General features: G+C 36.3%; 29 protein-coding genes. 27 read left to right on the top strand and 2 right to left on the bottom strand.

All coding sequences use genetic code 11. The features are described from left to right. Positions 1 to 79 precede the first annotated feature (79 nt). Positions 80 to 1,054, bottom strand: coding sequence for an asparaginase (locus JOC86_RS04380; protein ID WP_205168536.1), 975 nt, complete (start codon positions 1,052 to 1,054; stop codon positions 80 to 82). 101 nt (positions 1,055 to 1,155) lie between these two features. Between JOC86_RS04380 and prsW the strand changes: the two genes are divergently transcribed. The 9 genes from prsW (at position 1,156) to fni (ending at position 9,530) form a co-directional block, all read left to right on the top strand. Next, a complete protein-coding gene (gene prsW, locus JOC86_RS04375; RefSeq protein ID WP_205168535.1) occupies positions 1,156 to 1,842 on the top strand; it encodes a glutamic-type intramembrane protease PrsW in 687 nt (228 codons plus the stop codon). A 164-nt stretch (positions 1,843 to 2,006) separates the two neighbouring features. Continuing rightward, positions 2,007 to 2,822, top strand: a complete 816-nt coding sequence (sleB, locus tag JOC86_RS04370) for a spore cortex-lytic enzyme (RefSeq protein ID WP_419096030.1) — start codon at positions 2,007 to 2,009, stop codon at positions 2,820 to 2,822. A gap of 13 nt (positions 2,823 to 2,835) precedes the next feature. Then, the gene (gene ypeB / locus JOC86_RS04365) at positions 2,836 to 4,182 is read left to right on the top strand and encodes a germination protein YpeB (protein WP_205168533.1); all 1,347 of its coding nucleotides are present in this window, start codon (positions 2,836 to 2,838) and stop codon (positions 4,180 to 4,182) included. A gap of 223 nt (positions 4,183 to 4,405) precedes the next feature. Next, positions 4,406 to 5,068 carry a flagellar brake protein gene (locus tag JOC86_RS04360; protein ID WP_239587376.1) on the top strand — a complete coding sequence of 221 codons (663 nt, stop codon included), beginning with the start codon at positions 4,406 to 4,408 and terminating at the stop codon, positions 5,066 to 5,068. Between the two features lie 415 nt (positions 5,069 to 5,483). Then, a complete protein-coding gene (locus JOC86_RS25260; RefSeq protein ID WP_205168532.1) occupies positions 5,484 to 5,663 on the top strand; it encodes a YpfB family protein in 180 nt (59 codons plus the stop codon). A 270-nt stretch (positions 5,664 to 5,933) separates the two neighbouring features. Further along, a complete protein-coding gene (cmk, locus tag JOC86_RS04350) occupies positions 5,934 to 6,608 on the top strand; it encodes a (d)CMP kinase (protein ID WP_205168531.1) in 675 nt (224 codons plus the stop codon). A 2-nt stretch (positions 6,609 to 6,610) separates the two neighbouring features. Next, positions 6,611 to 7,192: a lysophospholipid acyltransferase family protein gene (locus tag JOC86_RS04345; RefSeq protein ID WP_205168530.1), complete on the top strand. Its 582-nt coding sequence runs from the start codon at positions 6,611 to 6,613 to the stop codon at positions 7,190 to 7,192. 128 nt (positions 7,193 to 7,320) lie between these two features. Then, positions 7,321 to 8,460: a 30S ribosomal protein S1 gene (gene rpsA / locus JOC86_RS04340; RefSeq protein WP_205168529.1), complete on the top strand. Its 1,140-nt coding sequence runs from the start codon at positions 7,321 to 7,323 to the stop codon at positions 8,458 to 8,460. 11 nt (positions 8,461 to 8,471) lie between these two features. Then, positions 8,472 to 9,530: a type 2 isopentenyl-diphosphate Delta-isomerase gene (fni, locus tag JOC86_RS04335; protein WP_205170065.1), complete on the top strand. Its 1,059-nt coding sequence runs from the start codon at positions 8,472 to 8,474 to the stop codon at positions 9,528 to 9,530. A 165-nt stretch (positions 9,531 to 9,695) separates the two neighbouring features. Here fni and JOC86_RS04330 read toward each other — a convergent pair whose 3' ends face one another. After that, positions 9,696 to 9,830, bottom strand: coding sequence for a YpzI family protein (locus tag JOC86_RS04330; RefSeq protein WP_205168528.1), 135 nt, complete (start codon positions 9,828 to 9,830; stop codon positions 9,696 to 9,698). 101 nt (positions 9,831 to 9,931) lie between these two features. On the opposite strand from JOC86_RS04330, the gene JOC86_RS04325 reads away from it, so the two are divergent. The 18 genes from JOC86_RS04325 (at position 9,932) to aroB (ending at position 26,603) form a co-directional block, all read left to right on the top strand. Further along, complete coding sequence (locus JOC86_RS04325; protein WP_205168527.1) at positions 9,932 to 10,546, top strand: YphA family membrane protein; 615 nt, start codon at positions 9,932 to 9,934, stop codon at positions 10,544 to 10,546. Next, positions 10,543 to 11,439, top strand: coding sequence for a YIEGIA family protein (locus tag JOC86_RS04320; protein WP_205168526.1), 897 nt, complete (start codon positions 10,543 to 10,545; stop codon positions 11,437 to 11,439). Before JOC86_RS04325 ends, JOC86_RS04320 begins: the two co-directional genes overlap by 4 nt. A gap of 2 nt (positions 11,440 to 11,441) precedes the next feature. After that, positions 11,442 to 11,627 (top strand): capping complex subunit for YIEGIA, encoded by a 186-nt coding sequence (locus JOC86_RS04315; protein WP_205170062.1) that lies wholly within the window; start codon positions 11,442 to 11,444, stop codon positions 11,625 to 11,627. Positions 11,628 to 11,824: 197 nt separating this feature from the next. Beyond that, positions 11,825 to 13,135 (top strand): ribosome biogenesis GTPase Der, encoded by a 1,311-nt coding sequence (gene der, locus JOC86_RS04310; protein WP_205168525.1) that lies wholly within the window; start codon positions 11,825 to 11,827, stop codon positions 13,133 to 13,135. Positions 13,136 to 13,170: 35 nt separating this feature from the next. Continuing rightward, positions 13,171 to 14,205 (top strand): NAD(P)H-dependent glycerol-3-phosphate dehydrogenase, encoded by a 1,035-nt coding sequence (locus JOC86_RS04305; protein WP_205170059.1) that lies wholly within the window; start codon positions 13,171 to 13,173, stop codon positions 14,203 to 14,205. A gap of 413 nt (positions 14,206 to 14,618) precedes the next feature. After that, a complete protein-coding gene (locus JOC86_RS04300) occupies positions 14,619 to 14,816 on the top strand; it encodes a DUF2768 domain-containing protein (protein ID WP_205168524.1) in 198 nt (65 codons plus the stop codon). 24 nt (positions 14,817 to 14,840) lie between these two features. Continuing rightward, positions 14,841 to 15,551: a hypothetical protein gene (locus JOC86_RS04295; RefSeq protein WP_205168523.1), complete on the top strand. Its 711-nt coding sequence runs from the start codon at positions 14,841 to 14,843 to the stop codon at positions 15,549 to 15,551. 348 nt (positions 15,552 to 15,899) lie between these two features. Next, positions 15,900 to 17,378 (top strand): stage IV sporulation protein A, encoded by a 1,479-nt coding sequence (gene spoIVA / locus JOC86_RS04290; protein ID WP_205168522.1) that lies wholly within the window; start codon positions 15,900 to 15,902, stop codon positions 17,376 to 17,378. 808 nt (positions 17,379 to 18,186) lie between these two features. Next, positions 18,187 to 18,459, top strand: coding sequence for an HU family DNA-binding protein (locus JOC86_RS04285; RefSeq protein ID WP_205168521.1), 273 nt, complete (start codon positions 18,187 to 18,189; stop codon positions 18,457 to 18,459). Positions 18,460 to 18,653: 194 nt separating this feature from the next. Further along, a complete protein-coding gene (gene folE / locus JOC86_RS04280) occupies positions 18,654 to 19,220 on the top strand; it encodes a GTP cyclohydrolase I FolE (protein WP_205168520.1) in 567 nt (188 codons plus the stop codon). Between the two features lie 67 nt (positions 19,221 to 19,287). Then, positions 19,288 to 19,515, top strand: coding sequence for a trp RNA-binding attenuation protein MtrB (gene mtrB, locus JOC86_RS04275; RefSeq protein WP_205168519.1), 228 nt, complete (start codon positions 19,288 to 19,290; stop codon positions 19,513 to 19,515). A 351-nt stretch (positions 19,516 to 19,866) separates the two neighbouring features. After that, the gene (locus JOC86_RS04270; RefSeq protein ID WP_205168518.1) at positions 19,867 to 20,688 is read left to right on the top strand and encodes a heptaprenyl diphosphate synthase component 1; all 822 of its coding nucleotides are present in this window, start codon (positions 19,867 to 19,869) and stop codon (positions 20,686 to 20,688) included. Between the two features lie 2 nt (positions 20,689 to 20,690). Then, positions 20,691 to 21,401, top strand: coding sequence for a demethylmenaquinone methyltransferase (locus tag JOC86_RS04265; protein WP_205168517.1), 711 nt, complete (start codon positions 20,691 to 20,693; stop codon positions 21,399 to 21,401). Between the two features lie 89 nt (positions 21,402 to 21,490). Continuing rightward, positions 21,491 to 22,453, top strand: a complete 963-nt coding sequence (gene hepT / locus JOC86_RS04260; RefSeq protein ID WP_205168516.1) for a heptaprenyl diphosphate synthase component II — start codon at positions 21,491 to 21,493, stop codon at positions 22,451 to 22,453. Between the two features lie 111 nt (positions 22,454 to 22,564). Beyond that, positions 22,565 to 23,011, top strand: coding sequence for a nucleoside-diphosphate kinase (gene ndk / locus JOC86_RS04255; RefSeq protein ID WP_205168515.1), 447 nt, complete (start codon positions 22,565 to 22,567; stop codon positions 23,009 to 23,011). Positions 23,012 to 23,287: 276 nt separating this feature from the next. Then, positions 23,288 to 24,061, top strand: a complete 774-nt coding sequence (locus JOC86_RS04250; protein ID WP_205168514.1) for a CheR family methyltransferase — start codon at positions 23,288 to 23,290, stop codon at positions 24,059 to 24,061. A 284-nt stretch (positions 24,062 to 24,345) separates the two neighbouring features. Then, positions 24,346 to 25,518, top strand: a complete 1,173-nt coding sequence (gene aroC / locus JOC86_RS04245) for a chorismate synthase (protein WP_205168513.1) — start codon at positions 24,346 to 24,348, stop codon at positions 25,516 to 25,518. Positions 25,519 to 25,520: 2 nt separating this feature from the next. Continuing rightward, positions 25,521 to 26,603 carry a 3-dehydroquinate synthase gene (aroB, locus tag JOC86_RS04240; protein WP_205168512.1) on the top strand — a complete coding sequence of 361 codons (1,083 nt, stop codon included), beginning with the start codon at positions 25,521 to 25,523 and terminating at the stop codon, positions 26,601 to 26,603. The last annotated feature ends 2 nt before the right edge of the window (positions 26,604 to 26,605 follow it).

The following is a 26,605-nucleotide window of genomic DNA, read 5'->3' as shown; positions in this document are numbered from 1 at the left end:
AATACTGTGAATATATCGAGAAGAAACTAGTAGGTCATTAAATGAAAAAAACTCATTTCCCATTGGAAAAACCCCTCAATCAATTCTTGAAAATTTCAGCCAGCTCTTTCATATCACATGTTTCTGATAAGGCAACTAACAATTTTATTCTTGCTTTTTGTCCGTTTAATCCATTTGAAAAAATGACGCCAATGTCCTTTAAGTGTTTTCCTCCACCACTATATCCATATACATCTTGTGCTATTCCATTAAAGCATCTTGATACAAGTACTACGGGTATATTTGCACTTATTAAAGCTTCAATTCCTTCTACTGCTTGGGGAGGGAGATTCCCTTGGCCGAGTGCCTCGATTACAATTCCATCATATTGAAGGTTTTTAATCGCAAAAAGTAATCCAGAATCCATTCCTGCATATGCTTTAATTAATGTCACCTTTTTTGTTAAATCTTTTACAGCATAATTTTCTTGGCTAATAGGGTGATGATGAAAGGAGATTCCTCTTTTTGTCACAATTCCGATTGGGCCATATTGTGGACTTTGAAAAGTTGAGACATTACTGGTATGGGTTTTTGTCACATTTTTAGCTGAATGAATTTCATCATTTAGTACTACGAGCACTCCTTTGTTTTTAGAAACCTCATCGCTCGCTACTCTCACTGACGAGATTAAATTATAGAGTCCATCTGCTCCAATTTCATTGCTTGAGCGCATGGCTCCCGTGACAACGATGGATATTGGTAAAGTTACCGTTAAGTCTAAAAAGTAAGCTGTTTCTTCTAAAGTGTCAGTACCATGTGTAATCACTACACCATCAAATGCTGATTTATTATAAGCTTCTTCGATGGTGTTCTTTAATTGAAGCATATGACTAGGTGTTATATGTGGTGATGGTAGATGAAATACCTCTTGAACAGATATATCAGCTAGATCACTTAAAGCGGCTGTTTCCTTTGACAATGGATTTAATTGTCCGGGACTTACAGATCCGGTGGCTTTATCTTCCGTCATAGAAATCGTTCCACCAGTATGTATTATTAAAATTTTTGCCTTCATGTTTATTCCCCCATTCATTTAATGCAATAAAGAAAACTTATATTTCCATTATCTCATATACATGATACGATTAAGAAAACAGAAAGAAAAGAGGATTTTATATGCTGGTGATTTTATCAGCTGGAATAGCTCCTGGTTTAGCGCTATTAAGCTATTTTTATTTACGGGACCAATATGATGCTGAACCAGTTGCATTAGTATTTAAAACGTTTATATATGGTGCACTATTAACATTTCCAATCATGTTTATTCAATATGTCCTATCGACAGAAGGGCTTTCAAATAGCAGCTGGATGGATGCTTATTTTTCTTCGGGACTTTTAGAAGAGTTCTTCAAATGGTTTATTCTGTATTTTGCTATCTTTCAACATATTGATTTCAATGAACCATATGATGGTATTATATATGGAGCTAGTGTTTCTCTTGGATTTGCCACAGTTGAAAATATTCTATATCTCATTGGAAATGGTGTTGAAATTGCCTTCGTTCGAGCATTATTACCCGTTTCAAGTCATGCGTTATTCGGAGTGATCATGGGTTATTATTTGGGTAAAGGAAAATTTTCATTGCATCATCATCATCTTCGTTGGCTATCTCTGTCGTTAATAACACCGATTTTCCTACATGGAACATACAATTATATTTTGCTTTCAGAGAAAAACTGGATCTATTATATGGTCCCATTTATGCTATTTCTCTGGTGGTTGGGATTAAGAAAAGTGAAGCATGCTCATAGACTAACGGAAAAGCATTATAAAAATCAAACAATTAAAAAGGAATTTATTTAAGAACCTGTTTTCATGGGTTCTTTTTTATTTGGATTATCATTCTTAAATCTAATTGAATGCATAAAATGGATTCTTCTACAAAAACTAGCCTTAATGTTAATACAAGATTTGGAGGTAAAGGCATTATGAAAAATCGCATCAAGTTGATCACAACCTTAGTAATCATGGTGCTGATATTGTCGCTAGTATCCCTTTCCGGAAGTCAACATCCTGCAGATGCATTTTCAAATCAGGTTATTCAAAAAGGGGCTACAGGGGATGATGTCATAGAGTTGCAATCACGCCTGCAATACATCGGTTATTATAATGGAAAAATCGATGGAGTCTTTGGCTGGGGTACTTATTGGGCTGTCCGAAATTTTCAATATGAATTTGGTCTCAAAATTGACGGTCTTGTTGGTGACAAAACTAAACAAAAGCTCACAAATGCATCAAAATATAACAAGCAATTTGTTCAAGAACAGATTAGAAAAGGAAAAAAATTTACCCATTATGGTGGTATGGATCTTCAAAAACAAACTAAAGGTGGAGGTAAAGGTGGTACTACCGGTGGAGGCGGAGGTGGTACAGCTAAGCCAGCGCCACAGCCTGAGAAATCAACAGCTGTCAATACACCTGAGGGATATTCGCAAAATGATATTCAACTAATGGCTAATGCGGTTTATGGAGAGGCTCGAGGTGAGCCATATGAAGGCCAAGTTGCGGTTGCAGCGGTTATTATAAACCGGATCGATAGTCCGTCATTCCCGAACACAGCAGCAGGAGTTATTTTTGAACCGGGGGCATTTACAGCAGTTGCAGATGGGCAAATTTGGTTAACCCCAAATGAACAAGCAAAAAAAGCTGTATTAGATGCAATAAATGGCTGGGATCCGACAGGGAATGCGCAATACTATTTCAATCCGGTTACTGCTACAAGTGATTGGATATGGTCAAGGCCTCAAATAAAACAAATAGGCAAGCACATATTCTGTAAATAAAGAGGTGATTTAAATGATACGTGGAATACTTATAACCATTTTAGTCGTTGGGATTGCCGGAACAGCATTTTGGGGTTATCAAGAACATCAAGAGAAAAATGCCATTTTAATTAGTGCTGAAAATAACTATCAACGTGCATTCCATGAACTAACTTATCAAATTGATTTATTACATGATAAAATTGGGACCACTTTAGCAATGAACTCAAGGAAATCTTTATCTCCAGCTTTGGCAGATGTGTGGAGACTAACCTCTCAAGCACATAGTGATGTTGGACAGTTACCTTTAACCTTACTTCCGTTTAATAAAACAGAAGAGTTCCTCTCTCAAATAGGTGATTTCAGTTATCGTGTAGCTGTCAGGGATTTAGATAAAAAACCATTAACAGAAGAGGAGTATCAGTCTTTAGAGAAGTTATATAAAGAGAGCGCTGATATTCAAGGGGAACTTCGAAAAGTTCAACATCTTGTTATGGAGAACAACTTAAGATGGATGGATGTTGAGATGGCATTGGCAACTGGTAAAGAAAATGCAGATAATACCATTATTGATGGATTTAAAACGGTCGAAAAAACGATAGAAGGATATGATGAAGCAAATTTCGGGGGACCAACGTTTGTAGATTCTCAGAAAAAAGATGAGAACTACCAAAACATTCAGGGTAAAAAGATTTCCAAAAAAGACGCTGTAAACATCCTTAAAAAATTCACTGGAATGAAAGAAGTCAAAGACGTCGAAGTGGCTGAGAATGGGAAAGGTTCAAATTATGGTTTCTACAGTGTTTCTATAAAGAACCGAAATATTGAAGCAAGTATGGATGTCACGAAAAAAGGTGGATATCCAATATGGTATATCCAAAATCGTGAAGTCAAAGAGAAAAATATTAGTTTAAATGAAGCAGCAAATAAAGCGACGGAGTTTTTGAAAGATAATCAATTTCAGGATTTAGAAATGTTTGAAAGTACACAATATGATAATATAGGTGTATTTACGTATGTAACATTAGTTGATGGAGTAAGGGTTTACCCTGATGCAATTAAAATTAAAGTAGCTCTCGATAATGGACAAATTATCGGATTTGCAGCAGAAGAATATCTCCTTCATCATCAAAAGCGTGACATTCCTAAACCTGCTATTAGTAAAAAAGAAGCGAAAGAAGCCATTAATCCAAATTTAAAGGTAATGGAAGATAGATTGGCAGTCATCGTTAACGATTTAAATGAAGAGGTATTAGTATTTGAATTCATGGGGATGCTCGGTGATGATACGTATAGGATCTTTATTAATGCCAAAACCGGTGAAGAAGAAAAAGTTGAGAAACTGCAAAATGCGGAACCTATATATGATGAAGTAGTTTAAAGAAGGGGGCTTTGGCCCTCTTTTTTCTATTTATTATAAATTTTCCTTTAGCAACTAATGGATTGAAAGTTGTTCAGTAAAATAAATACTTTAAAAGTATGACACAGCAGAACTAGCAGACATCAAAAAATATGGAAAATATATCCGAAAGTATGGTCTGAATGGCATATTCATGACATAATAGGAGATAGTGTTTTATTACTAATTAATGAGGGATAATTAAATGAAAGTGGTAGATATGATAAAAATAGGCACAGTACTAACTCTTGAACCAATAGATCAATCAAATAAAGATAAATATAAATGCAAGCTTGTGGAATTTGAAGGATCAAGTTTTTTTATTGATTACCCAATACATACGAGTACGGATAAAACCGTTTTTTTGTTAAATAAAACTCGATTAAAAGTAAGCTTTGTTTACAATGAAAAAACGGTTTATTTTTTTGAAACAGAAGTGACAGGAAGAGTTAAGAAAAAAATTCCAATGATAGAACTATACTTTCCTGGTGAACAAGAATTAGTGAAAATTCAAAGAAGACAATTTGTTCGTGTTGAAACAGCTATCGACGCTTGCGTAATCACTGAAAGTGGAAACTTTCCTACTATAACAGATGATATCAGTGCAGGTGGATGTGCGCTCCTTCTTCGTGAAAATGAATCTTTTACTAACGGTGAAGAAGTAAGTGTTTTATTAGTAGTACCACTTTACACAGGTGAATATCATTATTTAGATGTAACTGGAAGGGTCGTTCGGATTTGGGAGAAAGGTTCAAAAAGGTTAGCATCCATCGAATTTTTTGAATTATCAGAAGTGTACCGTCGAATCATTTTACGACTCTGTTTTGATAGGCAAAGAATGTTAAAGAAAAAAGGGTTAGCTGAATAAGATTGTTTAAAATGGCTCATACTTTTTCTAAATAATAAAAAATGGCAAAACTAGAGTAGATGGATAAAAGAGGTTTAGTCTGGAAATTCATCCATCGCCTCTGCCTTCGAGACACATGTCGAGTCACCAATGGAGGGAAAAGGCACCTTTCCTTGGTGACTCGCCTAATGCTTTTCGGAGGCCCACAGAATGTGGGTCAGAAAGGCGTTGCCACAGGACGTGGCGCACTTAGCCTTTCATCCTTATTCCGAGGCGCTTCCGCTTTTAATGTGTCCAGCCCCAGCGCCTAGGCCTTAGAGACATAAGCCAAGCCACCTAGAAAGGGAAAAGGCACCCTTTCTAGGTGACTCGTCTTATGCTTGTCATGCCTGTTCAAGGCGCTTCCACTTTTCTAACTAGAAAGGATTGAGAAGGATTGAGGAAAATTGAACGGTGGATCATTAAATTAATCATTATTCAAACCCTGTTACTAATGTTTGCGCAAACTTTTTTTCATCAATTTGATTATTTACCTCAATGGCAAAAAGTTGTATTTTATGAAGGTGTTAATGAAATGACGCATAGTGAGATTGTTGAAACCTTAAATGGTAGGTAGTTTAAGGCCCATCGAATGATTAGAAAGAATCCTAGTCCAAATCAAAGCTATTTTGGATTGGTACATTCTAATCTTTGAAGGGCCTTTTTTAGTTTACATTCATTCGAGAATACTAAAACCTGATAATAAAAATTCGTTTGTAGGTAAACTTAGTAACAAATAAACTATTACATAATCAATTAAGAATAATAAACCGTATTATTCCTGTTTTTGTGTTAAAATAAACGAGAATCTTAAGCAACTAAAGTATATAAGTAGGTGGAAGAATTAATGAAAAACCAAATTAGAATTGCTATTGATGGGCCTGCAGCAGCTGGAAAAAGTACGGTAGCAAAAATTGTAGCTGAAAAATTGTCATACGTTTATATTGATACTGGAGCAATGTATCGCTCGATCACATATAAAGCTATACAGCATAATGTTCCATTGCATAATGAAAGAGAGATGGCAAATTTATTATTACAAACAGATATCCAGTTAACACCAGGTGAAGAAGGTCAGCTGGTTTTTATAGACGGAAATAATGTAACGAAAGAAATTCGCTTAAATGATGTAACAAATTCAGTTTCGATTGTAGCCAAGCATGGACTTTTACGTGAAGAAATGGTAAAAAGACAGAAGCAATTAGCTAGTCTTGGAGGCGTAGTCATGGATGGGAGAGACATTGGAACTCATGTTATCCCTGACGCTGAAGTAAAAGTTTTTCTATTAGCGAGCGTAGAAGAAAGAGCTCATCGTAGATATGATGAAAACATTGCAAAAGGAATCCCGTCCACAATAGATCAATTAAAGAAAGAAATCGCTCAGCGAGACAAGCTGGACTCTGAAAGAGAAGTAGCCCCATTAAAAAAAGCAGACGATGCAGTAGAGATTGATACCACATCCATTTCCATTTATGGTGTAGTCGATCAAATCATGAAGTTGGCATTGGAAAGGATTGGCTAATCATGACGTTTTATACATTTGCTAGAGGTGTAGTTAATATTGTATTAAGTCCTTTATATCGAATTGATGTATCAGGACTAGAACATTTTCCAAAAGATGGGGGAGTTCTGTTGTGTACAAATCACATTGACAACCTTGACCCGCCAGTTGTTGGAATTACAGCACCGAGACCAGTTTCCTTTATGGCTAAAGCAGAATTGTTTAATGTTCCTATTTTAGGGAATATAGTTAAAAATGTAAGAGCTTTTCCAGTTAAAAGAGGATTGAGCGACCGTGAAGCATTACGAAATGGATTAAAGCTTTTAAAGGAAGGGAATGTTCTAGGTCTGTTTCCAGAAGGGACCAGAAGTAAGACAGGTGAACTTAATAAGGGCCTTTCGGGTGCAGGATTCTTTGCGCTTAGATCAAATGCCTACGTCGTACCTTGTGCGATTATAGGCCCGTATAAACCTTTTAAAAAACTAAAGGTAGTTTATGGTAAACCCATTCCGATGGATGAATTACGATTAAATAAGGTGAGTGCAGAAGAAGCAACTGCGGTGATTATGTCCCATATTCAAAGTCTAATTGATAAACATAAATAAGTGTTTACTGCTTGACAAATAGCCGTATTTATTAGAAGTTAGTAGAAAGAATATTTTTAGAAAAGTGTGATTATATTCACATGGTGTTTGAATATTCAAGAGCAGTCATGGATTAAGGAGGAGTACATATGGTAGAAGACATGAATCAAGTAGAAGTGAAAAACCTTGAAGTAGGCGAAAAGGTTAAAGGAACTGTTACAAAAGTAGAAGAAAAGCAAGTCCTAGTAAATGTGGAAGGCAGTAAAGTAGATGGAATTATCCCAATTAGCGAATTATCAAGCCTCCACATTGAGAAAGCTTCTGATGTAGTCAAAGAAAACGATGTACTTGAATTAATCGTAACTAAAGTAGAGGATGAACTTCTTGTACTTTCAAAGCGTAAAGTAGATGCGGAAAAAGCTTGGGATGAAATGAAGAATCGTTTCGAATCAGGCGAAATTTTTGAAGCTGAAGTTAAAGATGTAGTAAAAGGCGGGCTTGTAGTTGATTTAGGAGTTCGCGGATTTGTTCCTGCATCTCTCGTTGAAGAACATTATGTTGAAGACTTTAGCGATTATAAAGGGAAAACAATTACTTTTAAAATTGTAGAATTAGATCAAGAGAAAAATCGTCTTATCTTATCTCATCGTGCTGTTGTTGAAGCTGAGAAAGAAGAGAAAAAGAAACAAGTGCTGGATCAGGTTGAGACAGGTGCAGTATTAGATGGTACTGTTCAACGTATTACAGACTTCGGTGCGTTTGTGGATATTGGAGGTGTCGATGGATTAGTTCATATCTCACAATTATCCCACGAACATGTTGAAAAACCTACAGATGTAGTTTCAGAAGGTCAGGAAGTAAAGGTTAAAGTATTATCCGTTGATCGTGATAATGAAAGAATCTCCCTTTCAATTAAAGAAACATTACCTGGACCATGGACAAACATTTCTGAAAAAGCACCAAAAGGAAAGACCCTTGAAGGGGTAGTAAAACGATTAGTATCCTATGGGGCATTTGTAGAAGTATTTCCAGGAGTTGAAGGATTAGTTCATATTTCACAAATTTCACACAAGCATATTGGAACTCCTCATGAAGTTTTACAAGAAGGGCAAACGATCAATGTGAAAGTATTAGATGTGAATGAAAAAGATCAACGCCTTTCTTTAAGTATTAAAGACCTGGAAGAAAAACATTCTCAATCAGTTGAGGACTATGACATGCCTGAGGAGAGTACAGGATTCCAGTTGGGTGACATGATTGGTGATAAATTAAAAAACTTTAAAAAATAATGGTGATCAACGTGACAAGAGCACAGCGAAAAAAAGAACACATCAAATTAGCACTTTCAACAGGTCAAAATCGTGCAACTGGATTTGATGATATTGCTTTTGTACACCAAAGTCTACCTAATATTGCATTAGAAGAAATCAATCTTCAAACAAAAATTGGCGAACTTTCATTAAGTTCGCCAATTTTTATCAATGCAATGACGGGAGGCGGCGGGACAGCTACCGAATCCATTAATCGAGATTTAGCTATTATAGCGAATGAAACAGGCTTAGCAATCGCGGTAGGTTCACAAATGTCTGCTATTAAAGACCCTGCTGAGAAGGAATCCTATCGCATTGTTCGCAGAGAAAACCCCAATGGAGTGGTCTTTGGCAATATTGGAAGTGAAGCAACGATAGCACAGGCAGAAGAAGCCATTTCCATGATTGATGCGAATGCACTCCAAATTCATTTAAATGTCATACAAGAATTGACAATGCCTGAGGGTGATCGAGATTTTAGGGATGCTTTTGAAAGAATTCAAATGATAACAGAGAGTGTCAGTGTTCCAGTTATTGTGAAAGAAACTGGTTTTGGAATGAGTGCAGAAGCGGTTAAATTGCTTTCACAAGTAAATCTAGGAGCCATCGATATCGGCGGATTCGGAGGTACAAACTTCGCAAAAATTGAGAATAAACGTAGGAGTAGGATGCTTAGCTACTTTGATAATTGGGGAATTCCAACAGCAGCTTCGATTGTTGAAGCTAAATCTGTTGCGCCGCATACTCCGATAGTAGCTTCAGGTGGGATTCAAAATAGTTTAGATATCATAAAATCCTTTGCGCTAGGGGCTGCTGGAGCAGGGATGGCTGGTTATGTATTGAAATGTTTACAAAAAGACGGATTAGAAAAGACGATCCATGAAGTAAAAGAAATACACGAAGATTTAAAATACCTATTATGTGCATTAGGAAAAAAATCGCTGCAAGAAATGGGAAACGTACCAATGGTGTTATCCGGTGAACTATATCATTGGTTACATGTAAGGGGACTAAACCCTGAACGATTTAGCGAAATAAATCATTCGTAGTAAAAAAGAGGCTGCCACTTAAGAGTGGCAGTCTCTTTTTGCCAATGGTAAAGATATGGAAATTATATGATGTAATGCAGAGAATTTTAAATTTCCCCTTTATCTACCTATTTTCTTGCATGAATTTGTAATTCTCATTATTCTAATATCCTATCCCTGTTCAAATTAAGGGCGTTGTTGTGCTCTTGCTTCTTCTGGTCCTTGAAGCTTTGTTGCCCCACCATGATGAAGCGCTTGATCTCTATCAGATTCGACTCTCTCACTTTTACGCAATTTTTTCTCCTGACGGTCTTTTCCCATTAAAACCACCTCCTTATTATACTTTTTCACCATTATTTCACCTTATACATGAATGGAATGCATCAACTTTTTCCATAATGTAGAATAAGGGAGGTGTAGGAATGGCGGGAATGATTTATTTGTGGTTTTTATGGGGAGTGTGGATTTATTCAACGTTTCTCTTAAATAGGAATCATCTAAACCGAACAAAAATAGCGTTGTTTGCATTACTTCTTATTATAGTATTTCCATTTGGAGTACGTGTTGATGTATATTCTGTTCATTTGTCCTTATTCCTTCATATCATAATTTGCTTTTATATGATTCATCAATTTGATTTAAGAGAAAAACTTTATTTAATTGTGTGCTCATTTATAGTAGGGACTTCTTACGCTGGCTTTCATATGTTTGCTTTTTACGATCCAGTTTGGGTAGTGATTGAAAAGAGTTGGTTATGTGTGGTTTGTATGTTATTACTCAGCTTTTTACTCTATACCAACTCCATTTCATCTTCAAAAAGAATGATATTGGTTGTAATGGGAACTACTATGGGTGAGGTATTTTTAGCCATTATCTATCATAAAAACGGATTGCCATTTACGACCGGGTCAAGGAATTATTTAGATTTCCTTTCCTTATCAATGCTTGCATTCTTATCTATTGGGCTAATACAATTCGCTTCGTCCATTGCTTCACAAAAATTACCGAACAAAAAAGGAGCAGTCAATCACCTATGAATGAATATGTATACCCAGTGATTTTTGGAGTTATTTTGGGGACGATTACAAGGCTTTATATGTTGAGGACTGATTATCGACAATACCCAACGTATTTACATGGAAAAATCATTCATATTGCTTTAGGTTTTATAGCAGCTGGACTTGGAACCATTGCAGTCCCGGCGTTGTTGGAGCAAAACTTTACAGCGATTACTTTTTTAACGGTTGCAGCCTCTCAATTCAGGGATGTTAGAAATATGGAGAGAGAAACCCTTACACAAGTAGACGGGTATGAGCTTGTACCACGTGGAGCAACGTATATTGAGGGAATAGCTGTTGCATTTGAGAGTCGAAACTACCTAGTCATTTTTACTTCGTTATTAACCACTCTTAGCTATATTGTTTTAAATTTTTATGCCGCTTTGATTATCGGAGGTATTGCCATGGTCATTTCGCATATTTTAATGGCAGGTGGCAAGTTAAAAGATATTGTCCATATCGAGTATGTCGAGCCACATTTTGAAGGTCCTGGGTTGTATGTGGGGAATATCTATATCATGAATATTGGTTTAAAGGTCAGGCAGGAGGAAATTTTAAAATATGGAATGGGGTTTATTTTAGAACCAAAGTCGTTTGATTCACGATCAACAATCTCAAATCTTGGTCAGAGACAAGCAATCTTACATGATGTCTCTACTTCATTAGGGATTTATAAAGATTCAGGTACTCCTGCACTAACCCCATTAGCGAAAAGAGATTTGGATGATGGCAGAATTGGCATTTTTGTTTTACCTCAAGAAAAAGATATTAAAAAAGCCATTGCTGCCATCGGGCAAGTGCCAACATTAGAAAATGCGATTAGAATGCCAACAGAAGCTACTGCGAATAAGAAGGGAAGAATGTTGAAATGAGTGTGAAATTAGAGAAGTATATTTTAGCAGCCCTCACCACTCATCCTGAAAAGGTCCCTAGCGGGACAACAGTTTTTTATTGTAAAACTCAAGCAGAGCTAGAAAAAATCGCAGCAAATTTAGAGGCAATTTTAGATGGGATTGCCCATGAACTTGATGAAGGGTTATTTGTAATCGTAAAACACTGATTGCTAGAATGTTTGTTAACTGATAAAATAACAAAGTTAGGGGGACTGACCCATTAGGTGATATACCTTAAAGGGTCAGTCCTTATTATTGAATTTTTAACTTTATTGGTATAATTTCTTTAAGGATGTAAGAAAAGTCAAATATAAAATTGATGAAAAGCAAGATATTGTTAGGGATCATTGAAAGGGTGTAAATAATGACAAAACCAGTTGTTGCAATTGTCGGGAGGCCGAATGTAGGGAAATCGACCATCTTTAATCGAATTGTTGGAGAAAGAATTTCAATCGTTGAAGATGTTCCAGGAGTAACGAGAGACCGAATATACAGCTCTGCTGAATGGTTAACACATGACTTTAATATTATTGATACCGGAGGAATTGAGATTGGTGATGAACCATTTCTAGAGCAGATTCGTCAACAGGCAGAAATTGCGATTGACGAGGCAGATGTTATTATATTTTTGACAAATGGTCGAGAAGGTGTAACGACCGCAGATGAAATCGTAGCCAAAATATTATATCGATCCAAAAAACCTGTCGTCCTCGCTGTAAATAAAATCGATAACCCCGAAATGAGAGAACAGGTTTATGAATTTTATTCCTTAGGCTTTGGGGACCCCTACCCTATCTCAGGTTCACATGGTTTAGGATTGGGGGATATGTTGGATGCCGTCGCAAAGAGCTTTAAAAAGGAGACGGAAGAACAATACGCTGAAGATGTTATCAAATTCTCTCTTATCGGACGGCCAAATGTCGGTAAATCCTCACTTGTAAACGCATTATTAGGAGAAGATCGTGTTATCGTTAGTGATGTCGCAGGAACAACTAGAGATGCCATTGATTCATCTTATACTTATCAAGATCAAGAATATGTGATTATCGATACAGCAGGAATGAGAAAAAAAGGTAAAGTTTATGAAACGACAGAAAAGTATAGTGTTTTAAGAGCGCTGAGGGCGATTGAAAGATCAGACGTAGTTCTAGTAGTTTTAAATGCTGAAGAAGGTATAAGAGAACAAGATAAAAAAATCGCTGGATATGCACATGAGGCAGGAAGAGCGGTTGTCATCGTTATTAATAAATGGGATGCCGTTGAGAAAGATGAGAAAACGATGAAGAACTTCGAAGAAAAGGTAAGGGATCATTTTCAATTCTTGGATTATGCACCGATTGTCTTTCTTTCGGCAAAAACAAAGAAAAGAGTTCATACATTAATTCCTGTCATAAATACTGCTAGTGAAAATCATGCATTACGCGTTCAATCAAGTATATTAAATGAAGTGATAATGGATGCAGTAGCGATGAATCCGACTCCAACCGATAACGGTAAACGATTAAGAATCTATTATGCAACTCAAGTTGCGGTAAAACCACCGACATTTGTTGTTTTCGTAAATGAACCTGAACTAATGCATTTTTCATACGAAAGATTTCTTGAAAATCGAATCAGAGAAGCATTTGGGTTTGTGGGAACACCAATTCGAATTTTAGCACGTGCAAGAAAGTAAAATTCATAAAGTAGGTGAATAATTTGGACAAACAAATGAATGAAGTAGCCGTTATTGGTGCAGGAAGCTGGGGAACTGCCCTTGCAATGGTTTTAGCAGACAATGATAAAAGAGTTAGATTATGGGGACATAAAAACGAGCAAATCAAAGAAATAAATGAAAACCATACAAATGAAAAATACTTAAAAAATGTGATTCTTCCTCAAAATATCATTGGGTATACCCACTTGAAAAGTGCTTTAGCAGGGATAGATGTGATGATTTTAGCCGTCCCTACTAAAGCAATAAGAGAAGTTCTAAAGCAAATCATTCAAATTGAATGTATCCCTTCTACAATAGTTCATGTAAGTAAGGGGATTGAGCCGGATACGCATTTAAGAATTACTGAAATGATTGAAGAAGAGCTTGGAAATGAAAGAAAAAAAGACGTTGTTGTCCTTTCTGGACCGAGTCATGCAGAAGAAGTTAGCCTAAGGCATCCTACTACCGTTACGGTAAGCTCAAAAAATATGAAAGCAGCCGAATTAGTCCAAGATCTGTTTATGAATCAACATTTTCGGGTGTATACAAACCCAGATACGATTGGAGTAGAAATCGGTGGAGCTCTTAAAAACATTATTGCCTTAGCAGCAGGTATCACGGATGGTCTTGGATATGGTGATAATGCAAAAGCAGCCTTGATTACAAGAGGATTAGCTGAAATTGCACGTTTAGGAACTAAAATGGGAGCAAACCCGTTAACTTTTTCAGGATTAACAGGAATAGGCGATTTGATTGTTACTTGTACCAGCGTTCATTCACGTAACTGGCGTGCAGGAAACATGCTAGGAAAGGGCCATAAGCTTGAGGAAGTATTAGAAAGCATGGGTATGGTTGTAGAAGGTGTTAGAACGACGAAAGCAGCCTATCAGCTTGCTAAAAAATACGAAGTGAAAATGCCGATTACAGAAGCCTTATACGCTGTACTATTTAGTAATGTTGAGGCTAAAGAAGCGGTTGATTTATTAATGGCTCGTGTGAAAACCCAAGAGATGGAGGATTTATTCAATATTTTAGAAAAAAAGGTATAATATTATGAATGTAATAGATCATTCGGTTTAACTAGTAGGGTTTTGCGCAAGATCTAATCAAATGGATTCCACTTTTCCGAAAGATTTAAGATTAATGACCTTTTTTAGGCATTTCGAGGATACAGAGGGATGAACACTCGCATAAAATGTGTTGAGATAAACAGCTTAAAACTTGGGTTGGGTAGGTCACTGTACTGTATTAAGAAGCTGACTTAAGAGGGTTAGTATTGTTCAAAGAAACGATTCTGTTTCTTATGAAGAAGGAAATTGAACCTCTTTATTATGTCGGCTTCTTTTTATGGTCTTACTTGATTGCTGGGATGAACAATTTGTGGACAATCTATTAGAATTTCTCTAAACTTGAAAACGTTATGATATAATACATTCGACCAATATTGAGGAGGAAAAGATAAATGACATCTATGATGAAAATGTGGATATCATTTGCTTCCATGGGCTTTATGTTTCTAGCCATTATAACCATATATTTAAGCAGATATAAATTGAAAAAAGGAGTTCTCCGCTTCATTACGGCGTTAATTGCTTATATTATGATGATCGCAGGGGGATTAACAATGGTCTACATTGTATTAAGTGGACCGACAAATTAGCGTAGAAGAGAAGGGAGTATAACGATGAAAAAAAAGCTTTTAAACGCTCTGCTTCTATGTCTAACAGCATCCTTATTATCAGGATGTTTATATCCAGAAGAGAATCGGACCCAGAATCAGGTTCCATATAAGGACCAATTACTGACTGTTCAGACAGCTGTAGAGCAATTTCAAAAAGCTGAGGGTGGGATTTTACCAATTAAAACAAGAGATGAAAGTACCCCAATATATCGAAAGTACCCGATAGATTTCAAAAAAATCGTACCACAATACACGGCTGAAATTCCAGGGAACGCATTTGAGAATGGAGGTATTTTTCAGTACGTATTAATTGACGTTGAAGAAAATCCGACCGTAAAGCTATTTGATCTAAGAATGGCTGAAAAAATAAGAGAGATTAAAATTAGAATTAAAGCACAGGGCTACCCACCATTTAAAGAAGAAATATCAAAAAATGTTTATACATTGAATTATAAAGAAATTGGCTATAAAGAAGAACCGTATGTAATGAGTCCATATACAAATAATAATCTCCCCCTTTTAATTTCAGGTGATGGGAATATTTATGTGGATTATCGTCCAGACCTTTTTCAAAAAATAAAAGAAGAAAATTTGAAGCCCGAGCAAGGAGAGGACATCCGAAACATCCTAGTAAAAGATTCGGAATTTGTTCCCGCCTATTCGCTCCCTATAACAGTTAATAAAAATAATGAACCTGTCTTTCTGATGAAGTAGGCATAACCCTTCCCTTACAAAATATATTGTAGGGGAAGGGTTTTTTTATCCTTTCAAAAACTCTAGGGAGCAGATTTTCCTTTTTTAAAAAGTGCCTTAAATCATTTTATATTGTTTATTAATTTATTTTAGAATGAGGCTAAAACAAAGAGGAAGATGTATTCATAAAGGCAATATAAATCCATCATGTCCTAAAAGCATAAATACTATTTACTATTTCTAGTCATAAGGAGGTAAAAAAATCATATTAATAGTCATAAGTCATTAGGACAACGTCATAAACATATAATGTCCAAACATAATATCCGGATGAAACATCCCTGGAAGATAAAGATGGGAGGGAATCTCTTGGAAAGAGTAGATCTATTTAAAGATATTGCAGAAAGAACTGGCGGAGATATTTATTTAGGTGTAGTAGGAGCCGTTCGTACAGGAAAATCCACTTTCATAAAAAAGTTTATGGAATTGGTCGTCCTTCCTAACATTGCGAGTGAAACAGATCGTGCGCGTGCACAGGATGAACTACCTCAGAGCGCAGCTGGTAGAACCATCATGACAACGGAACCGAAGTTTGTTCCAAATTCAGCTGTATCTGTTCATGTAGATGAGGGGTTGGAAGTAAATGTTAGATTAGTAGATTGTGTCGGCTATACGGTCCCTGGTGCCAAAGGGTACGAAGATGAAAATGGACCTAGAATGATTAATACACCTTGGTATGAAGAACCAATTCCTTTTCATGAAGCGGCAGAGATTGGAACGCGTAAGGTTATTCAGGAGCATTCTACAATTGGGGTAGTCGTAACAACAGATGGTTCAATTGGTGAAATTCCTAGAAGCGATTATTTAGAAGCAGAAGAAAGAGTCATCGAAGAACTTAAAGAAGTTGGCAAACCATTTATCATGGTCATTAACTCAGCAAGACCATATGCACCTGAAACAGAAGATCTTAGATTAAAACTACAGGATAAATACGATATTCCAGTATTGGCTATGAGTGTGGAAAGTATGCGGGAATCAGATGTGCTTAGTGTATTAAGAGAAGCACTCTTTGAATTCCCTGTGCTTGAAGTAAATGTGAACCTTCCAAGCTGGGTAATGGTTTTGAAAGAAGAGCATTGGTTACGTGAAAGTTATCAAGAGGCCGTGAAAGAAACGGTGAAGGATATCAAACGTCTTCGTGATGTTGACCGAGTAGTTCATACGTTCAGTGACTTGGAGTATATTGAGAGAGCCGGGTTAGCTGGCATTGATATGGGGCAAGGTGTTGCTGAAATTGATTTATACGCACCAGATGAACTCTATGATGAAGTGTTAAAAGAGATCGTTGGTGTTGAAATCCGTGGTAAAGATCATTTATTAGAGCTAATGCAGGATTTTGCTCATGCTAAGGCGGAATATGACCAAATATCTGATGCCTTAAGAATGGTGAAACAAACAGGGTATGGAATTGCTGCACCTTCATTAGCTGACATGAGTTTGGATGAACCAGAGATCATTCGCCAGGGATCACGATTTGGAGTCAGCCTTAAAGCTGTTGCCCCATCTATTCACATGATCAAAGTGGATGTCCAATCAAAATTTGAACCAATTATTGGTACTGAAAAACAAAGTGAAGAACTCGTCAGGTATTTAATGCAGGACTTTGAAGATGATCCATTATCTATATGGAATTCTGATATCTTTGGTAGAAGTTTAAGTTCTATCGTGAGAGAAGGAATTCAAGCAAAGCTCTCACTAATGCCTGAAAATGCACGCTATAAATTAAAGGACACATTAGAAAGAATTATAAATGAAGGCTCTGGTGGGCTCATAGCGATTATTTTGTAGCGACTCTCGAAAGGGGGTCTTTTTTTTATTAAAGGAAGTGAAAAGGTTCTTAATGAAACATCAAATACCTTAATTAATAAAGATTTAGCACATTTTCGATTAATCGATTTTATTAAAGTGCATCAAAAGGTAGCTCAAAAATCATAAAATGCTGAACTCAAAATGTAAAAAAATTGATGATGCCTTGAAAAAAAGCGAAAAAGCCGAAATGAGGGTCTCAATAGAGCAGAATAAGGTCCTGAAGAAGCGAAAAAGCTGGAATGAGGACCTCAAAGGAGTCGAATGAGGTCCTGAAAAAGCAAACAAGCCGAAATGAGGGTCTCAATAGAGCAGAATGAGGTCCTGAAAAAGCAAACAAGCCGGAATGAGGACCTTAATAGAGCAGAATGAGGTCCTGAAAAAACAAAAAAGCCGAAATGAGGACTCAATAGTGAGGAATGCTTATAATTTATTTCGTTTCTTTTAAAATGTGAAATTCTCGATTTTTAAACAAAACATGTTAATTCTTTGTTGATTAGGAAAAAGAAAAAGAATAAGCAATAATCGCAATTATTCGGGAAAAACAGGAGATTTTATTACATTTATGTATCAAATAAGAAAAGATTCCCATTATTTCTTGATTTATTCTTGCTAACCGTATTTTAATGTGATAATCTTTTAAAAGAATTGTTGTTGAACATTGATTCAACAACGTTTCTGACGGTTTTTTTTACGTCTGATGTATAGAAACCGTCAAAGTTGTTTACTAATGTAACAAACAGTTAATGAATCATGACTGAAACATTTCCTTTGGGAGGAGGTGAATGGCATGAACAAGACAGAACTAATTAATGCTGTTGCAGAAGCTGCTGAGCTTTCTAAAAAGGACGCGACTAAGGCAGTTGATGCCGTTTTTGATACTATTCAAAACGCACTAGCAAATGGTGATAAAGTACAGTTAATCGGTTTTGGTAACTTTGAAGTTCGTGAACGTGCAGCTCGTAAGGGTCGTAACCCACAAACTGGTGAAGAAATCGAAATCGCAGCTAGCAAAGTACCTGCATTCAAACCAGGTAAAGCGCTTAAAGAAGCTGTTAAGTAATTACATAGCTTTTTAGCGTAAAGAAAAGGTCCGCAATTAGTTTGCGGACCTTTTTGAATTTTATGCAGAAATATTTGAATCATTGATTTAGAAAGTAGACAATATTAAAGCGTCATGTTTTGCCGGTCTTAAATGCTTATGCTAATATAAGTACAGTTAATAATTTTTAGTTATAGTTGTAGGAGGAAAGCATTATGGCTGAAGTCAACCGTTCTCAAATCGAGGAGGCAGTTCGTCTAATATTAGAAGCAATAGGTGAGGATCCAAACCGTGAAGGTTTATTAGATACACCGAAAAGAGTGGCAAAAATGTATGAAGAAGTTTTTGCTGGTTTAAATCATGATCCAAAAGAATATTTTGAAACCATTTTTACAGAGGATCATGAAGAAGTCGTATTAGTTAAAGATATTCCTTTTTATTCAATGTGCGAACATCATTTAGTACCTTTCTTCGGGAAAGCACATGTAGCATATATTCCTCGTAATGGCAAAGTGACAGGCTTAAGTAAGCTTGCTAGAGCGGTAGAATCTGTTGCGAGAAGACCGCAGCTTCAAGAACGAATTACCTCTACTGTTGCGGATACGATTATGGAGAAATTAGAACCATATGGTGTGATGGTGGTTGTCGAAGCCGAGCATATGTGTATGACGATGCGAGGGGTAAAGAAACCGGGGTCTCAAACTGTCACAACAGCAGTGAGAGGGAATTTCAAGGAAGATGGTCAAGCTCGTTCGGAAATTCTGTCTTATATAAAGAACTAAAGTTCTCCTATTTTGTGGTGTCAAATAGAGCTTTAATGGGAGCTTGTATAAAAATGAGGTGGCAATAATGAGTCAAGGTCAATCAGATTTTGTCATGATTAAAGCAATAGAAGATGGAGTGAATGTGATCGGATTAACTAGAGGTTCTGATACAAGATTCCATCATTCAGAGAAACTTGATAAGGGAGAAGTGATGATTGCTCAATTTACAGAGCACACTTCTGCCATTAAAGTGAGAGGTAAAGCCAAGATCATCACCTCCTTTGGAGAGACAGAAAGTGATTATAAGAAATAACCTTTCAAGGTCAGTACTTTTTCGAAGTGATTCCCTCGCTTTGAAGAGTGGCTGACCTTATCTATTATTAATGTTGGCCGATTTCGCTCACTTTGCTGAATATTAGAATAAAGCAATGCCTATGATGATTTGTGTGCTTAATGGTCAGAGGTAAGAGGACGGACTCGAGGCAATTGGCGATTGACCAATAGCTTAATTTAACAGACCTAAACAACAATCTTTACGAAAAGAGTCATTTACGCTTTTCTATCATTTAATTTGAGTTATTCGCTCAACTACAACTGTTGTGTTATAATATTTGTTGCCGAAAGTAAACTGATATACATATATAGAAATGAGGATAAAAGGGTTATGAATTTAGTCAATTGGTTCCAACAAACATCAACTATTAAACAATATCTAGAACATAAACTTACCCATTCCTATTTAAAAAAATATATTGAAAATCCTCATATAGATGAAGAGAGAATTTCATTTTTATTATTGCCTTTTTATGAGGAAAAGCACAATGAACGAGATATTGTGAAAGTAATTTCAACAGTGATGCTTATACAAATTGCTTTGGATACCCACGAGAAAGTGACAAATTCAAATACTGATCCTCTCAAAGAAAGACAGTTGACCGTTTTAGCGGGAGACTACTTTAGTGGTTTATATTATAAAATTCTAGCAGATATTGACAATGTAAAGCTTATTCGTTCATTAGCGGAAGGTACAAAGCTTGTAAATGAGCATAAAATTGCCGTTTACAAATCTGAAAAGAACACTCTTGATGGAATTATAACTAGCATTAAAAAAGTAGAATCCAGTATAATCTCGAAATTTTACTCTTTTTATCAACAAGAATATTGGCAGGAATTAATGGAAGAGTTTCTTTTATTAAGAAGACTGCTAGCGGAAAAGAAATTATTTGAAAATGGTTCTCCATCGTTACTGTTTGAATCCATTAAAAAGGTTACATTTCCGAATATTTCTGAAGAAAAATACTTAACTAAAGATCAAAGCAAATATTTGATTTCCATTTGTGAGGACTATATTTCTAAAGTGAAAAAAACATTATTGAATATTCTTGAAGATATTGTCATCCCTGTTGAAATAATAGAATCGGAAATAAGAATACTGATTCAATCGCCACATCATCTTAGAACGAAAATATATGCGGAAGAGGGTTAACCATGCAACAGTCTAAAGAAGAAAGAGTTCATAATGTATTCGAAAAAATCTATTCAAATTATGACAAGATGAACTCTGTGATCAGCTTTCAACAACATAAGCGTTGGAGAAAAGATACCATGAAGAAAATGAATGTCATGAATGGGGCACGTGCTCTTGATGTCTGCTGTGGTACAGCTGATTGGACTCTTTCATTGGCGGATGCGGTTGGTGAGAATGGCAAAGTGTACGGGTTAGATTTTAGTCAAAATATGTTGAAAATCGGAGAGGAAAAGGTTAAGAATTCCCATCATCATAATCTAGAATTAATTCATGGAAATGCGATGGAGCTACCTTTTAAGGATAATACCTTTAACTATGTTACAATTGGATTCGGCTTACGTAACGTCCCCGATTATTTACACGTTTTAAAGGAAATGAATCGTGTATTGAAGCCAGGTGGAATGGCCGTTTGTTTAGAAACCTCTCAACCAACTATGTTTGGCTATCGCCAATTATATTATTTTTATTTTAGATTCTTTATGCCGGCATTTGGAAAAGTATTTGCGAGAAGCTTTAAAGAATATTCGTGGTTACAGGAATCTGCACGTGATTTCCCGGGAATGAAAGATTTAGCCAAAATGTTCGAAGAAGCTGGCTTTGAAAAAGTAAATTTCAAACCATATAACGGTGGAGTGGCAGCAATGCATATGGGATTCAAAACGAACGAATAAGGGCAAAACATAAGCCTTCTGTACCAAAGTGGGTCAATTTTAAGATCTACCCCTAATGCGAGAAACTATTTAAGCTAGGTGGAAATGACATGAAGTTAAAAATGATGTATTCGTTCCTTAAAGCGGATATCGACTTAATTGAAAAGGAATTAGAGGCGGCTATTGAATCCCAATCCCCTCTTCTTCAAGAAGCCTCCCTACAATTGATTCATGCAGGTGGAAAGAGAATTCGTCCTGTGTTTGTTTTGTTAGCGGCTAAATTTGGTGATTATGATATTCATAAGATAAAAAATGTGGCAGTAGCACTTGAATTAATTCATATGGCATCACTGGTTCACGATGATGTCATTGATGATGCTGAAATGCGCAGAGGAAAGCCAACAGTTAAATCACAGTGGGATAATCGAATCGCTATGTATACTGGAGATTATATGTTTGCACGAGCATTGGAATACATGACTGTTATTGAAAACCCTCAAGCGCATAAAATTTTATCTGATACAATGGTTGAAGTATGCGTTGGTGAAATTCAGCAAATAAAAGATAAATATCATTATGGTCAGAATTTAAGAGATTACTTAAGAAGAATTAAAAGGAAAACAGCCATTTTAATAGCCGCAAGTTGCCAATTAGGAGCTTTGGCCTCAGGTGCAAAAGAGAATATTCATAAAGCTTTATATCAATTTGGTTATAACGTCGGTATGTCTTTTCAAATCACAGATGATATTTTAGATTTTACAGCCACTTCAGAGGTTTTAGGGAAACCTGCAGGAAGTGATTTACTTCAAGGGAATATTACCCTCCCAGTCCTTTATGGTATGGAAAATAAAGAAGTCCATGAAAGGGTTATGAAAGTACATGAAGGAACGAAAGAAGAAGCCATGACGGAAGTGATTCAAGCCATCAAAGCTTCCAATGCAATAGAACAATCTCATGAGCTCAGTCAACGTTATCTCCAAAAAGCATTATCTAATCTTGATGAATTACCAAATGGCCGCACAAAGAAAACTCTAAGAGATATTGCCCTTTACATTGGAAGAAGGAAATTTTAGAAAATTTCAAATGGAAACGTTGCCAAATGAATCAATCAATGTTACTATTTTCGTGGGTTGTCCAAAAAAAGTGACAACTATACATACATAATGAATGTAGGAGTGGGAAAGATGGAAAAAACATTTCTAATGGTAAAACCAGACGGAGTACAAAGAGGGTTAATCGGTGAGATCGTTTCACGTTTTGAAAAAAAGGGCTTTCAACTTGCTGGGGCAAAATTAATGAGTATTTCTCAAGAGCTTGCTGAAGAGCATTATGGAGAGCATAAAGAGCGTCCTTTCTTTGGAGAACTTGTTGACTTTATCACTTCAGGTCCAGTATTCGCTATGGTATGGCAAGGAGAAGATGTCATTGCAACTGCGCGTCAAATGATGGGAGCAACAAACCCTAAAGATGCTGTGCCTGCTACAATTCGTGGCGATTTTGGTCTAACAGTTGGCAAGAACGTTATTCACGGATCTGATTCACCTGAAAGCGCTCAAAGAGAAATCGGCTTATTCTTTAAAGAGGAAGAGCTAATTGAGTATTCAAAATTAATCAACGAATGGATTTATTAATCTATTATTAAGAAAAGGGCCAAAATTGGTCCTTTTTTTAATGGAAGTAAAATAGTTAGCCTTACCTGATAAAACAAAATAGTTTAACAAGACGACACTGTAGTTGAATTTGTTGTCGACAATCCTTAGAAGTTTCTATCCCTTCGTTCCATTTACAAGTCGTTCCTCCAAATTGTTCTTAAATAATTGTGAAAGTATAAAACAATTTACTCTACTTCCTTTAATTTTCGCTATACTAGAAATGGTGGACATTTACTGTATTGGAGAGAATTACATATGACTAATGATTATCCGAGGTTTGTTGAATCAATAAAAGTTAAAACCGGCATTGATCTTTCACTTTATAAAGAGGAACAAATGAAAAGAAGATTAACATCTTTTTTTCAAAAGAAAGGCTTTAAGAACTTTAATGAGTTGTATAAAGAGTTAGATTGTAACTCACATGTACTAAATGAGTTTCTAGATCGTATGACGATTAACGTTACTGAGTTTTATAGAAATTATAAAAGATGGGAAGTTCTGCAGAATAAGATATTACCAACACTTATTTGTGAAAACAGCAAACCAAAAATTTGGAGTGCGGCATGCTCTACTGGAGAAGAGCCTTACACAATCGCAATGGTCTTAAATCAATTTATGCCATATTCACAAATAGCTATTACTGCTTCAGATATCGATGGAAATGCTATTATGAAAGCGAAAAGAGGGGTTTTTTCAGAAAGATCATTAAATGAAGTGCCAAATGAGATAAGAAAGAAATATTTTACACGTAATGGTGAGTTCTATAAAATATCGGATGAAATTAAGCAGACAGTTATTTTTAATAAGCATAACTTGTTAGCAGACAAATTTGATCAAATGTTCGATTTAATCATTTGCAGGAACGTATTAATTTATTTTACTGAGGAAGCAAAGTCCATAATCTATAAGAAATTCAGTGATGCTCTTCGCCCTGGAGGAGTATTATTTGTAGGAAGTACAGAACAAATCTTTCATCCACAAACCTATGGGCTAGAGACAGAAGAGACGTTTTTTTATAGAAAAAAATAATTAATGCTTTAATATCGAATGCAGATAGATTATGATGTTATGAAAGTAGATAATGATGGAACTAAAGAATTCATCATACACATACAAAATGTGTGAAAAAGCTAAAAATAAATGCCGGGGTGATCCGTATAAAGGGGGTCAGCCCTTGTTTTATAGGAGAAACGATAAAAAAAACTATGAAAAAAATTTATAAAATTTGAAAAAATATACTAGGAACGTTAAACATGAATATGTTATATTGGTACATAATCACGATTTAACGCGTTGAAGGGAGAAAGTTTTTTATGAGGTATTTAACATCTGGAGAATCACATGGTCCACAACTAACAACGATCATTGAAGGTTTGCCAGCAGGAATGGCTATCGCTGCTTCTGATATTAACAATGACTTAGCCAGAAGACAAAAAGGATATGGTCGAGGAAGACGAATGCAAATTGAGACGGATCGCGTCCAAATTGTCGGAGGAGTTCGGCATGGCTACACACTTGGCTCACCAGTCTCCCTTGTTGTTGAAAACAAAGACTGGACTCATTGGACAAAAATTATGGGGATAGAACCTTTAGAGGAAGGTGAGGAAGATTCTGTTAAGAGAAAAGTATCACGTCCCCGTCCTGGTCATGCTGATTTGAATGGTGGAATGAAATATGGTCACAGAGATATGAGAAATGTGCTTGAACGTTCATCTGCTAGAGAGACCACCGTAAGAGTGGCAGCAGGGTCAGTTGCAAAAAAATTACTGAGTTTATTAGGAATCAAGGTTGTTGGTCATGTTGTAGAGATTGGTGGGATCAAAGCCGAAAATCTAAAATATGAATCCATCGAAGATCTTGTCAAACGAACGGAGAATTCTCCCGTCAGATGCCTTGATGAGCAAGCAGGTGTAAAGATGATGGAAGCTATAGACGATGCCAAAAACAAGGGAGATTCCATCGGTGGTGTTGTAGAAGTAATCGTTGAAGGCATGCCTGCTGGTGTTGGGAGTTATGTTCACTATGATCGTAAACTAGATGCTAATATAGCTCGAGCGATAATGAGTATCAATGCGTTTAAAGGAGTAGAGTTTGGATTAGGTTTTGAGATGGCTCGTAAACCAGGTAGTGAAGTTCATGATGAGATTGCCTGGACAAAAGAAGAGGGATATTACCGGAGAACCAATCGGTTGGGTGGCTTTGAAGGGGGGATGACTACAGGTATGCCTATCGTAGTGAAAGGAGTTATGAAACCAATTCCAACCCTCTATAAACCATTAAAGAGTGTTGATATTGAAACGAAGGAAGAATTCCAAGCTAGCATTGAACGTTCTGACAGCTGTGCTGTACCATCGGCTAGCGTTGTCGCTGAATCCGTTGTGGCTTGGGAACTTGCATCTGCTCTTACGGAACAATTTTCTAGTGACCGTTTCGATATTCTTGAAAGGTCACTAGAAGAGCATCGACAATACACAAAGGAGTTTTAATAGTGGAATCGATGATAATTGAAACTCAATCCAAATCCTATCCGGTATTTATCGGTAAAGGGGTAATTGGAGAATTAGAAGAGTGGTTTATGAAACACTTGCCTCAAGCTTCTCATATATTAATTATTGCAGACGAAGAAGTTTTTGGTCTTCATGGTGAAATGTTGGTTAACGCATTACCGAAAAATTTTTCTTGGTCTGTTCATAAAGTGCCTGCAGGTGAAAAAGCTAAAACCTTTCAAACATATGAGAATTGTTTAAGCGATGCACTTGAGAAAGAATTGGACAGAAAAGCTGTTGTTATCGCGTTTGGCGGTGGGGCGATAGGGGATTTAGCAGGATTTGTGGCCTCTACTTTTATGAGAGGGATAGGTTTCATTCAAATTCCTACTACGATTCTAGCCCATGATAGTGCAGTCGGAGGAAAAGTAGCGATAAACCATGAAAAAGGCAAAAACATGGTGGGGCAATTTTATCAACCTGAAGCGGTCTTTTATGATTTAAACTTTTTATCAACTTTACCTAGGAAAGAAATTCGATCAGGGATGGCTGAAGTGATCAAGCATGCATTGATTGCTGACCCTAAGCTATTAAAGGAACTGAAAGATAATTTAACAAGCTTAGATAAAATGGATGCTATTTCTCTAGAAAATTATTTAAAAGCCGGAATAAAAATTAAAGCAAAAATTGTTTCTCAAGATGAAAGAGAAACGGGAGTAAGAGCCTATTTGAATTTCGGTCACACCTATGGTCATGCAATTGAAAATGTTAGTGGGTATGGTACTGTCACGCATGGAGAAGCCGTTATGGTAGGGATAATTTTTGCATTATATTTAAGCAAAGAAACTTCTTCGCTTTCAATAGATTTAGAGCAGTTTACGGGATGGGTCCGCTCATTGGGATATAAGATGTCCATTATTGATAAGCTTCCATTTGAAGATTTATATAATGCGATGAAAAGAGATAAAAAATCATCCAAAAGTAAGCCTCGTTTTGTAGTATTAGAAGAAATCGGGCAACCAAAATTAATCGAAGTTGATATCGACCATCTTCGAAAGGCTGATCAGTTTATAAGAAATCGGTAAGG

This window comes from Rossellomorea pakistanensis, from assembly GCF_016908495.1.
In the GTDB taxonomy this organism is placed as follows: domain Bacteria; phylum Bacillota; class Bacilli; order Bacillales; family Bacillaceae_B; genus Rossellomorea; species Rossellomorea pakistanensis.
Note: the sequence above shows the minus strand (reverse complement) of the source record. Positions and strands in the feature narration are given on the sequence as shown.

Excerpts from the sequence above, each read along its gene's own strand:
- JOC86_RS04330 (WP_205168528.1), bottom strand. The coding sequence starts at position 9,830 with ATGGGAAAAGACCGTCAGGAGAAAAAATTGCGTAAAAGTGAGAGAGTC.
- JOC86_RS04300 (WP_205168524.1), top strand. The coding sequence starts at position 14,619 with ATGACATCTATGATGAAAATGTGGATATCATTTGCTTCCATGGGCTTT.
- JOC86_RS04305 (WP_205170059.1), top strand. The coding sequence starts at position 13,171 with ATGAATGAAGTAGCCGTTATTGGTGCAGGAAGCTGGGGAACTGCCCTT.
- JOC86_RS04295 (WP_205168523.1), top strand. The coding sequence starts at position 14,841 with ATGAAAAAAAAGCTTTTAAACGCTCTGCTTCTATGTCTAACAGCATCC.
- ndk (WP_205168515.1), top strand. The coding sequence starts at position 22,565 with ATGGAAAAAACATTTCTAATGGTAAAACCAGACGGAGTACAAAGAGGG.
- JOC86_RS04325 (WP_205168527.1), top strand. The coding sequence starts at position 9,932 with ATGGCGGGAATGATTTATTTGTGGTTTTTATGGGGAGTGTGGATTTAT.
- rpsA (WP_205168529.1), top strand. The coding sequence starts at position 7,321 with ATGGTAGAAGACATGAATCAAGTAGAAGTGAAAAACCTTGAAGTAGGC.
- folE (WP_205168520.1), top strand. The coding sequence starts at position 18,654 with ATGGCTGAAGTCAACCGTTCTCAAATCGAGGAGGCAGTTCGTCTAATA.
- prsW (WP_205168535.1), top strand. The coding sequence starts at position 1,156 with ATGCTGGTGATTTTATCAGCTGGAATAGCTCCTGGTTTAGCGCTATTA.
- JOC86_RS04285 (WP_205168521.1), top strand. The coding sequence starts at position 18,187 with ATGAACAAGACAGAACTAATTAATGCTGTTGCAGAAGCTGCTGAGCTT.
- ypeB (WP_205168533.1), top strand. The coding sequence starts at position 2,836 with ATGATACGTGGAATACTTATAACCATTTTAGTCGTTGGGATTGCCGGA.
- JOC86_RS04265 (WP_205168517.1), top strand. The coding sequence starts at position 20,691 with ATGCAACAGTCTAAAGAAGAAAGAGTTCATAATGTATTCGAAAAAATC.
- cmk (WP_205168531.1), top strand. The coding sequence starts at position 5,934 with ATGAAAAACCAAATTAGAATTGCTATTGATGGGCCTGCAGCAGCTGGA.
- hepT (WP_205168516.1), top strand. The coding sequence starts at position 21,491 with ATGAAGTTAAAAATGATGTATTCGTTCCTTAAAGCGGATATCGACTTA.
- JOC86_RS04270 (WP_205168518.1), top strand. The coding sequence starts at position 19,867 with ATGAATTTAGTCAATTGGTTCCAACAAACATCAACTATTAAACAATAT.
- JOC86_RS04250 (WP_205168514.1), top strand. The coding sequence starts at position 23,288 with ATGACTAATGATTATCCGAGGTTTGTTGAATCAATAAAAGTTAAAACC.
- JOC86_RS04380 (WP_205168536.1), bottom strand. The coding sequence starts at position 1,054 with ATGAAGGCAAAAATTTTAATAATACATACTGGTGGAACGATTTCTATG.
- JOC86_RS04320 (WP_205168526.1), top strand. The coding sequence starts at position 10,543 with ATGAATGAATATGTATACCCAGTGATTTTTGGAGTTATTTTGGGGACG.
- aroC (WP_205168513.1), top strand. The coding sequence starts at position 24,346 with ATGAGGTATTTAACATCTGGAGAATCACATGGTCCACAACTAACAACG.
- mtrB (WP_205168519.1), top strand. The coding sequence starts at position 19,288 with ATGAGTCAAGGTCAATCAGATTTTGTCATGATTAAAGCAATAGAAGAT.
- sleB (WP_419096030.1), top strand. The coding sequence starts at position 2,007 with ATGGTGCTGATATTGTCGCTAGTATCCCTTTCCGGAAGTCAACATCCT.
- JOC86_RS04345 (WP_205168530.1), top strand. The coding sequence starts at position 6,611 with ATGACGTTTTATACATTTGCTAGAGGTGTAGTTAATATTGTATTAAGT.
- JOC86_RS04360 (WP_239587376.1), top strand. The coding sequence starts at position 4,406 with ATGAAAGTGGTAGATATGATAAAAATAGGCACAGTACTAACTCTTGAA.
- der (WP_205168525.1), top strand. The coding sequence starts at position 11,825 with ATGACAAAACCAGTTGTTGCAATTGTCGGGAGGCCGAATGTAGGGAAA.